Origin of the sequence: Paucilactobacillus kaifaensis, assembly GCF_005405145.1 — a bacterium.
GTDB classification, from domain to species: Bacteria; Bacillota; Bacilli; order Lactobacillales; family Lactobacillaceae; genus Paucilactobacillus; species Paucilactobacillus kaifaensis.
Genome location: NZ_BJDM01000006.1, coordinates 61,484 through 70,854 on the forward strand (window position 1 = coordinate 61,484; position 9,371 = coordinate 70,854).

Genomic DNA, 9,371 nt, shown 5'->3' on the forward strand with positions numbered 1-9,371 from the left:
TGATTGACTTTTTATTTTAATGCTGGTAAGCTATGAAAGTATAAGGAAAGGAGGAAATTTATCATGCGTGAAAAAGAGTTACGGCGCTCATTAGCAGTGTTACCGATTGGGACTGTGATGAAATTGACAAGCTTAACTGCTCGTCAGATTCGGTATTACGAAGAACAGGAGTTAATTTTTCCCAAACGAAGTGATGGTAATCGACGACTATACTCGTTAGCCGATATTGATCGCTTGCTTGAAATTAAAGACTATCTCGATGATGGTTTGAATATGGCTGGCATTCGTGAAGTTTATGATCAAAAGAAACGAGAACATGAACAGCAGAAAAACCAAGCACAACAATTGACTGATGAAGATGTTCGTGAAATCTTGCATGATGAATTTATGCGAGCTGGTGGACTGCAGCTACCAGGTTCGCAACAACCTCAATCGCCCTTACAAAAACCATTTTGATGTACCTAAATAAGAATAGGAGAGATTTTATGGCTAAACATGTGTTTTCAGATGATGAAGTACGGCAATTAATTAAAGATGATAATGTTCGTTTCTTGCGATTGATGTTCACAGATCTTTTTGGAACAATCAAGAATGTTGAATTGCCAACCAGTCAACTTGATAAATTGCTCCAAAATAAAATTATGTTCGATGGTTCTTCCATTGATGGCTTTGTACGCATTGAAGAAAGTGATATGTATTTGTATCCAGACATGTCAACTTGGATGGTATTTCCATGGGGTGCTGAACATGGTAAGGTTGCACGAGTTATTTGTGATGTTTACACATCAGACCGCAAACCATTTGGTGGGGATCCACGAAATAATCTTATTCGGGTACTGAAGGACATGAAAAAGGCCGGTTTTACCAACTTCAATATTGGTCCAGAACCAGAATTTTTCCTATTCAAAATGGATGAAAATGCTAAGCCAACTACTAAGCTAAATGATCAAGGCAGTTATTTTGATATGGCGCCAATGGACTTAGGTGAGAATTGCCGTCGTGATATTGTGTTGGAATTAGAAGATATGGGCTTTGAAATTGAAGCAGCCCATCATGAAGTTGCTCCAGGGCAACATGAAATTGACTTCAAATATGCGGATGCGCTTGAAGCTGCAGATAATATTCAAACATTTAAATTGGTAGTTAGAACAGTCGCTAGAAAATATGGATTGCACGCTACATTTATGCCAAAACCGTTAGCTGGTATTAACGGTTCGGGAATGCATTTAAACATGTCGTTATTCGATAAAACAGGCAATACATTCTTTGATGAAAAGGGCGATTTGGAGTTATCACAAAGTGCCTACCATTTTCTTGGCGGGTTGTTGAAGCATGCGCGAAGCTTTACGGCCATCTGTAATCCAATTGTGAATTCATATAAACGCTTGGTACCAGGGTTTGAAGCGCCAGTTTATGTAGCCTGGTCAGGTTCTAACCGCTCACCATTAATCCGAGTACCTAGTTCTCGCGGAGTTTCTACACGACTGGAACTACGCTCGGTTGATCCCGCTGCTAATCCTTATTTAGCAATTGCTGCAGTTCTTGAAGCAGGATTGGACGGAATTCGCAACGAGGTAACACCGGAAGAAAGTGTTGATCGTAACATTTATAGAATGAATGAAAGCGAACGTGAAGACAATCATATTACTAACTTGCCAGATACATTGCACAACGCATTGAAAGACCTGGCTCAAGATGAAGTTATCCGTGATGCTATGGGACAACATCTATATCAGAGCTTCTTTGAAGCTAAAAACCTTGAATATGACGCGTACAGACAACAAGTATCTGAGTGGGAACGAGATCAGTACCTCGAATTATATTAATTAGTAACTACATCTTAAATGTAAAAATCCAGCAATTATTTAAGCTGGATTTTTTTGTGATTTACTAAAGTTTTTAACAAAAATTAAATTACCGACTAAGAATACTTTAATCTGATCCAAAAGTTAGGTAAGATAAACATATACAACGATTGATGGGAGATTGATTATGGCTAATGTAGTAGATCAAGGCGATCAAACAGACGTCTCAAATGTAATTAATGAACAAATTGCAGCTAAAATTTCGTATTTACAAGAATTGCAGCAAGCAATCTCGCAACATGATGACCGTAAAATTTATGCATTATTGGACAATCAGCGGTATGCTTCAGCAATTTTACATACTGAAAAGCAAGAAAATGATCACGGTGTCATTAACTTGGTTGATAATCTATCAGATCAGCTAAGCAATTATCTAAGTGCTAACTTGATCAAATATTTAGGTAAAGCATATCCATTTTTTTATTATGAAGAATACCAACAAGGACATTTTAAGGTATTTTTTGGTAATTGGTGGGATCGACGCGAGTTTGGTGAACTAGATGTTTTGAATATTCGATTTGCATTTGATCAAGATGAATACGTTAAGTTGACGCAATCGTTTGAGCTGGCCAAAAATAATAAGCGTTTTAACAGTGAAAAAATTCAAACAATTTCAGAACAAAACGATCAGCTACAGGATCTAATCGATCATTCTAGAGAACGTGAAATGCATAAGGCCCAGATTCAAGACCAATTAAAAGAAACAAATACAAAAGGTGGCATGCCCTGGGAGTCAGGCAAACAAAAAGAGGCTCGCCAGGCATTAATTGATGAACTTAGTGAGCTAGAAGATCAAGATGAACAAGCGCGAAATGCCAGTAAACAAATTAAAAGTAATGAGGCAAAAGTGCTGGTATTGTCAAAGGAAAATACCATTTTGAGTTATGAGCAAAAGAGTATATTAGATACTTTTGGTAGTTTTGCTGATTTTGAGGCGGCTAATCGTAACCTTTATGCTGACTATTTGCATACATTTATGAATGAAAAGCAGGTGGATGATAATGACTAGTGAAAGTCAAAACTACGCTGCCACGCAACATTTACATTCATTTAGTAATGCAGTTAAGGAAGGATTGAAAATTGGCGATCAATATATTCAATTAATTGATCAACTAGTTGATACTGAAGATTTAGAACAATTACTTGTAGCAGCCCAAAAGTTAGCAATTTTTCAACTCAATAATCAATTTGTTAAACTGCCACATCAATACAGACCGCAAGATTATTATCTGTTATTCATTGGCCGCGTGTTAGAGTTGCATAGTGATCAGTCATTGCGATTAAATTTGCATGAGGCAGATTGGTCGTTAACTGCTAAAATTGACTCAATTGCCGAGTTAACTGATTTTGAGTTTGTTCTTGAAAATAGTGATAATGGTGGCGCGTTTTTTACTGAGACAAGATCAAATGAAAAACTATTTTATCTAAATTTAGAACGTCGAATGATTCGCTTTAATAATCGGGCATTGGTCAATTTATTTGTGGTGGAACTGGCGAAAAATACTGACAGTACTTCTATCGAACAGGCAGTTAATCCATTGATTGCATTAACGCATTATTTGAAACAAGATTTAGGATTTAGTGTTGATTTCGGTATCTTAGATGCGGCTAACGAAGCACAATATTATTTGCAAGAAAGTAGTTTGCCTACAAATGTGCTTGATAAGTTATTCGTTCAGACTGAGGGAACGGAATACATGCTAATGAACATGCAAGATCACATTGGTGCAATTTTAATGGTTGATGAAGACACCAAGTTGAGCCTGTTTGCCAAGGATGATATTGATGGCCGTGGGGGTAATTGGTTGTTTAGGGTTGAAGACTCTCGTCAGGCAACATCTTTTTTTGACACACTGGTCCGTTATCCGTTAATTCGTCAGTGGTATTTGGATAACCGGGATGTGTTAGAAGTTAAGTCAGATCCATTAGTTTTTGCAGGGTAGTCTGGGGGATAAAATGTTTGATTTCACTAAATTACTACATGCTTCAATTCAGCTAGATGAGCAAATTACACAAGATAAACAAATTGTATGGACCAGAGAAGAAAGCCTACGAAATGCTTATGTATCATTAGATGTGGAGTTAGCAGAAGTAGCAAACACATCTGAATGGTTTAAAGTTTGGAAAACACATCGAGGTAAGAACGACCTGGGGAAAACAGCTCGTGAGACACTGCTGGTTGAATATGTAGATGCCTTAGATTTTATTTTATTGATTAGTGCTAAGCAACAATGGACGCACTTGATCGTGTTAGATCGTGATGGAATTGAAAAAATAATTACTAAGCCTAAAGGTGATTTGACTAAGGAATATTTGGCATTGAAAAAAATGTTTTTTGGCAGTTATTTCGATCATCGACAAGACGATTTTCGGCACGCGTGGCATTTATTTTTAAAAATGGGTTTGGTTGAATTTGGTTTCACTGAAGATGAAATTATGACTGAATATGAAAATAAATCTAAGATTAATCATCAACGACAGGCAAATGATTATTAATAAAAAAAGATTGATTCTCAATTAAGAATCAATCTTTTTTTGTAACTAAGCCTTACGATCGTTGAAGGAGTTACGTTCAAAATGTTTACCGCTTGGCTGCTTTTTTTTTTGATTATCTGAATAAAATTGCCAAATCGTTGCTACTAATAAAATTAATACAATAATGATAAATGGGCCCATTGTAAATCCCTCCTATCCAATTACTAACGCTTACATTACATTATCGTTACAAAGAATGATTTTTGCAATAATTTGCGGTCTGATTGAGGGAAGCTTAACCTTTTGGTAACTAAGTTAAGAAATTCTTTATAATTATGATTGAGATTTAGTGATGTTAAATTGTTGTTAGGCGAGCAATTATTAATATTTTAAAATTAAATATAAAAAACTCCTCTTTCGAGGAGCTTTTTATAGCTAGCACACTGTTATATGTATTAGACATTTTACAACACACAATTTATTAATGAAGCGAGTGAGGACAGGGGTCATCACAAAAGTAGTGATAACACCGCGGTTTAGCGCGCCTCACTCGTTACAATATCTAGTACATATCTAGAGGATATTCTCGTCATCATAGAACTGTTCCATTTTGCGATGCGCTTGAGCTTCAAGTTCTGGAATATCCTTGATGTAATATTTCAGTGTCGTTTTTGTATCTTGATGACCCAAAAAACTAGCAACCGATCTTAAATCATTTTCAGCTAACGTCATTAACGTTGCTTGCGTTCGTCTAAATCCGTGCGTAGTAATTCTAGTAATGCCAACACGATCACAAATATCATGGATATAATCGTTGATGCCTGAATTAGAGATCGGATATCCTTTTTCAGTCGTGAACAAGAATCGCTTCGTATTGGGAATTAAATTACCACGTTGAACTTGGTCCGCATACCATGATTTGTAATGACGTAACGCATCAATTAATTCATCTGGCACTTGGATTGTACGTTCAGGGGAGTCGCCTTTTAAAGCAGTTAAATCTTTAACCGTTGAATAGTCGTATTGCTCGGACACTCTGATTGTCTTTGCAAAGATATTAACCTTATCCCATGTTAGCCCACAGACCTCACCAAAACGCATGCCAGTGAATGCGTGAACCAAACATACATATTTTCCCACGCTGTCCTTGGAACGCTTAATTTCAGCGATAACAGTCTTAAAATCTTTCAATGATAAGACTAACTGGCGAGGGTACTTATATTCGGGCTTAATACCTGAGTAGTGAGCGTTTTGCGTCGGGTTGCGTAAAATGATCCCTTCATCGATTGCAACTTCGCACATCGACCGAAAATCGCAATTAGTGAGACGGTTAGTTTCCTTAGCATATTTTTTTGATACGTGGTTTAAAAATCCTTGCCACAATGGTTTGTTGATACTAGCCAATTGTTTGTCAGTACCAAAATATGCAAAGATGTGATTGAAGTCTTGTCTAATTCGCTTGATTGACCGTTCCTTAAGATAAGGCATTTTATAAGTCTTTAACCAGTGTTCACTATACTCGCCAATCGGAGCGTTGCGTGGTGAAAATCCTTGATCTACGTCATGTAGAAAGTCACGGTTAAACTTCAATGCTTCTGCTTCGGTGGCAAACGTTCCTGTTTTCTGGTGCCATTTGTCTGTGATTATATCCTTGTATGCCGGACGAACACGCCAGCGTCCATCTGGTAATTGATATGGTTGTGCCATATTTCTCACTCCTTAATAATTTTTATTATCAGGTTCGAAATAGGCAGGAATAGAAGATTACTATTGTGGTAGCAGGCACAGTAGTAACTATTATCGGCATCACTTCCTTTCATGTTTTATGATATAATTTCATATGTAAAAAGAGCGCACTTGTTGCGTGATTTTGTTTGGTAGACACATTCCTGACCGTCCAAAGTTAGGGGATGTGTCTTTTTTATTTATTCATTAACGTCTTGTCTGGATATAATGATAAAAGTGATTTCACCTTTACTATTTTTTTGTTCCTCAACACGATAGTCTTTGTTTATTTTGTTTGAATGATATATGTCGTTACCATTTTCTGAGCCGACTTTAACTGCGTCTTTTTCCATAAAATCAGCAATGTGTTCGCTAATGGATTCTTGATCCAAGTTAGGATCTAACGGCATATTTCTAAAATCTTCTTTCACGACATTAATAACCTTGTGCTTGCCTACAGCGTATTTTACGTAAGTCAAATCTTTATCTTTATACAAGATTCCTGATTTTTTTGTTTTACTTGTCAAATGACCATAGACGTTATTTTTACTGCCAATATATTTTGCTTTTTTAGCAGCTAGTACAGTTTGCTGCTGATTACTAGTGTCTGCTACCAAAATTGCAGGTGCAATTAGTGACAGTGACATCACACCAACAAACAGTGAATGTTTAAATATCATTACTTCATCTCCCAATATTTTCAGCTTTTAGCGTCGATCACGTTTGGACGTAAAACATTAGATTTCTTCGTAACCATAAATATCTGGAAAACCGTACATATATTCTAGTTCCTTGTATGAATCAGGTAGTTTCCCATTTTCTTCTACATATAGGTGGGCGATCAGACTGATAGCGAACTTATTAGCTTCATTTTCTGATCGGCTACGCCATTTCGCTTTAGCAATATAATAGGCCGTTAAGCCCTTATGAATGATCACATGACCAAGTTCATGGCCTAGTACATAATAACGTTCTGGTGAGTCTCTAATGGCGTTTGACAGCATGACAACGGGTTCATCACCGTAGTACATCGTATCGCCATATGGGCGTGGATAAATATCAGCCCAACGAACATCTATGTTTAATTTATCTGCAATGATGAATGGATCGTACGTACCATAACGTTCGCCAATTTCATCTACTAAATTGTTAAATTCCATAGGCTATTTCTCTTGTCTGCGTTTATCCCAAAAAATCTGGGTCATCGCAATTTTTAGTCGTTCTATTTCTTCATCAGTTAAGTCCTCACCACCGTACGCCATGTTGACCTTTAGGTTTCCGTTTAGGAAGTCTTCCAAGTCCATGGTGTCTTTTTGGTTTGCCCATTCTGGTGTGTCATCGTTACCTAATAAGTAATCAACTGAAACACCCAGAACGTCAGCAATTGCCATCAAAGTAGGCAATTTAGGCTCAATACCTTGATTATATCTATAGATAGCATTTTCACTAAGCCCGGCTTTAATAGCAACTTGTTTTAATGTAATTCCTCGTTTTTTTGCGAGTTCCCGTATTCGTTCAAACGTAGTCATAATAATCATTCTCCAATGTTTGACGAATTAATAAATAAAAAAAATACACTAATTACACGTTTTACACTTTACAAATTACACAAACGTGTTATTATTAATTCATCAAGTAATTAAGCAACAAAAAAACAAACCTTATCAGCTAGGACTTTGACGAGTATATAGACGATAAGAATGGTGTTTATTGCTTGTTTCGTATGCATTTATTTTACACGAACGTGTTACAAAATGCAACAACTTGATTAATAAATTACGGAAAGGAGGTGTATTTAATGAATACAAAGAAAATAATCACTGTTGAGGAAGAAGAAGACATAACAAATAGACTCGTTGCGATTGCAACTGAATATGGTTTAACGCAATCACTATGGCAACGACTGTCATCAAAAGTTGTTAAAGAAATGCAGTTTAATGCTACATTACAAAAACAATAAAAAATGAGTGACCGAAGCCACTCAAGCTTGCTACTACTTACTCCATTGATATTGATATGATTCACCAGATCCATTGTCAACAATCAAATACCATCGACCAGCACTGTTTACAGTAATCGTTACAGGTGATTGAGAATAATTACCACCAAAGTATCTAAATTCTCTGCCTGATTGTCTTGCATCAAAATTTGCTTGATCAACAAGATACACATCCGAAGGGTGCTGCAATTCAACACGAACGGTCAATGATCCTGACGGATTATCGTAATAAGGGACATCCATTAATTTTCACCTCACTTTCCTATAAGTGAGTTAAGTATATCGCAATCAGAAACAAGTTGAGCAACAAATTACAGTAAAGGAAGTGAAACACATGCCAGAACAGAACTTAGTGGACGCTGCACATGAGATTGAAGAGTCAATCAAGATTGGATTGCTCAAGAAACATATGACACAGATTGAATTATCACAATTGATTGATGAAGGAACCTCTCAAATCAATCGAGCAATTAAAGGAGACATGAGCCCGAAATCATTAGCAATTCGGAAGAAGATTTACAAAATCATTGAATGAAGTAGGGGGAATTGATGTGAAAAAAGTAATTACAGTTGAAGAAGAAAATGAATTAGCAGCATCACTAGTTGAATTTGTACAAGAACACGAATTGACCACGTCACTATGGCAACATTTATCAGCTTTGGTAATTAAAGAATTTCAGCAAAACGCAACAATAAAAAAAGAATGACCACCAATATTTTGGAGTAACTAATTATCTAAAACAGAAAGAAGGCGCCGCAATGAACAATTTAGAAGAATTTAATTTTGAAGGAAACAATGTACGAACTGTACAAATTGAAAATGAACCATATTTTGTAGGCAAAGATGTTGCAGATATTCTTGGATATCAAAATGGTAGTCGAGATATTAACAGACATGTTGAAGAGGAGGATCGACAAAACTACCAAAACGGTACTTTTGAATCTCCTAGAGGATTAACTGTTATTAATGAGTCAGGTTTGTATTCGTTAATCCTAGGTAGCAAACTGCCAAATGCAAAGAAGTTTAAACGTTGGGTTACACATGAAGTATTACCAACGATTCGGCAAACAGGGGCTTATGTCACAGCAAAGACAGCAGAAGATTGGCTCAGTAACCCAGACATGATGATTGCAACGCTTGAACGATATAAAAATGCACAGGCAGAAATCCAACAGTTGCATGACGAGAACCAACAGTTAAAACCAAAAGCTTTGTTCGCCGATGCGGTTGCTACCAGTCACACATCAATTTTGGTCGGTGATCTAGCTAAGATTTTAAAACAGAACGGTGTTGAAACTGGTGCACG

The 9,371-nt window shown here is 36.6% G+C and carries 15 protein-coding genes; 9 read left to right on the forward strand and 6 right to left on the reverse strand.

From position 1 onward, the window contains the following. The first annotated feature begins 63 nt into the window (after positions 1-63). The 5 genes from FFM51_RS04290 (at position 64) to FFM51_RS04310 (ending at position 4,361) form a co-directional block, all read left to right on the forward strand. Complete coding sequence (locus FFM51_RS04290) at positions 64-456, forward strand: MerR family transcriptional regulator (protein ID WP_137597399.1); 393 nt, start codon at positions 64-66, stop codon at positions 454-456. Between the two features lie 29 nt (positions 457-485). Beyond that, positions 486-1,826: a type I glutamate--ammonia ligase gene (glnA, locus tag FFM51_RS04295; RefSeq protein ID WP_137597400.1), complete on the forward strand. Its 1,341-nt coding sequence runs from the start codon at positions 486-488 to the stop codon at positions 1,824-1,826. 166 nt (positions 1,827-1,992) lie between these two features. Further along, positions 1,993-2,874 (forward strand): exonuclease SbcC, encoded by an 882-nt coding sequence (locus tag FFM51_RS04300; RefSeq protein ID WP_137597401.1) that lies wholly within the window; start codon positions 1,993-1,995, stop codon positions 2,872-2,874. Continuing rightward, positions 2,867-3,808: a hypothetical protein gene (locus tag FFM51_RS04305; protein WP_137597402.1), complete on the forward strand. Its 942-nt coding sequence runs from the start codon at positions 2,867-2,869 to the stop codon at positions 3,806-3,808. Before FFM51_RS04300 ends, FFM51_RS04305 begins: the two co-directional genes overlap by 8 nt. A 13-nt stretch (positions 3,809-3,821) precedes the next feature. Next, positions 3,822-4,361, forward strand: a complete 540-nt coding sequence (locus FFM51_RS04310; protein WP_137597403.1) for a dUTPase — start codon at positions 3,822-3,824, stop codon at positions 4,359-4,361. 45 nt (positions 4,362-4,406) lie between these two features. Here the strand turns inward: FFM51_RS04310 and FFM51_RS08915 are convergent, their stop codons facing one another. From FFM51_RS08915 to FFM51_RS04330, 5 genes are all read right to left on the reverse strand, one after another. Further along, a complete protein-coding gene (locus FFM51_RS08915; RefSeq protein ID WP_263386061.1) occupies positions 4,407-4,541 on the reverse strand; it encodes a hypothetical protein in 135 nt (44 codons plus the stop codon). Positions 4,542-4,913: 372 nt separating this feature from the next. Beyond that, on the reverse strand, positions 4,914-6,047 hold the full coding sequence (locus tag FFM51_RS04315; protein ID WP_137597404.1) for a tyrosine-type recombinase/integrase: 1,134 nt from the start codon (positions 6,045-6,047) through the stop codon (positions 4,914-4,916). 218 nt (positions 6,048-6,265) lie between these two features. Further along, positions 6,266-6,745: a hypothetical protein gene (locus tag FFM51_RS04320; protein ID WP_137597405.1), complete on the reverse strand. Its 480-nt coding sequence runs from the start codon at positions 6,743-6,745 to the stop codon at positions 6,266-6,268. A 57-nt stretch (positions 6,746-6,802) separates the two neighbouring features. Further along, positions 6,803-7,225, reverse strand: coding sequence for an ImmA/IrrE family metallo-endopeptidase (locus tag FFM51_RS04325; RefSeq protein WP_137597406.1), 423 nt, complete (start codon positions 7,223-7,225; stop codon positions 6,803-6,805). 3 nt (positions 7,226-7,228) lie between these two features. Beyond that, the gene (locus FFM51_RS04330; protein WP_137597407.1) at positions 7,229-7,594 is read right to left on the reverse strand and encodes a helix-turn-helix domain-containing protein; all 366 of its coding nucleotides are present in this window, start codon (positions 7,592-7,594) and stop codon (positions 7,229-7,231) included. Positions 7,595-7,863: 269 nt separating this feature from the next. Here FFM51_RS04330 and FFM51_RS08795 point away from each other — a divergent pair, with 269 nt between their 5' ends. Further along, positions 7,864-8,025 (forward strand): hypothetical protein, encoded by a 162-nt coding sequence (locus tag FFM51_RS08795; protein ID WP_170999564.1) that lies wholly within the window; start codon positions 7,864-7,866, stop codon positions 8,023-8,025. A gap of 33 nt (positions 8,026-8,058) precedes the next feature. Here FFM51_RS08795 and FFM51_RS04335 read toward each other — a convergent pair whose 3' ends face one another. Then, positions 8,059-8,307: a DUF1883 domain-containing protein gene (locus tag FFM51_RS04335; protein ID WP_137597408.1), complete on the reverse strand. Its 249-nt coding sequence runs from the start codon at positions 8,305-8,307 to the stop codon at positions 8,059-8,061. A 91-nt stretch (positions 8,308-8,398) separates the two neighbouring features. Here FFM51_RS04335 and FFM51_RS04340 point away from each other — a divergent pair, with 91 nt between their 5' ends. The 3 genes from FFM51_RS04340 to FFM51_RS04345 form a co-directional block, all read left to right on the forward strand. Next, positions 8,399-8,599: an XRE family transcriptional regulator gene (locus tag FFM51_RS04340; RefSeq protein WP_137597409.1), complete on the forward strand. Its 201-nt coding sequence runs from the start codon at positions 8,399-8,401 to the stop codon at positions 8,597-8,599. A 16-nt stretch (positions 8,600-8,615) separates the two neighbouring features. Further along, a complete protein-coding gene (locus tag FFM51_RS08800) occupies positions 8,616-8,771 on the forward strand; it encodes a hypothetical protein (protein WP_170999565.1) in 156 nt (51 codons plus the stop codon). 52 nt (positions 8,772-8,823) lie between these two features. After that, a partial coding sequence (locus FFM51_RS04345) for a BRO family protein (RefSeq protein WP_137597410.1) occupies positions 8,824-9,371 on the forward strand: 548 nt, incomplete at its 3' end.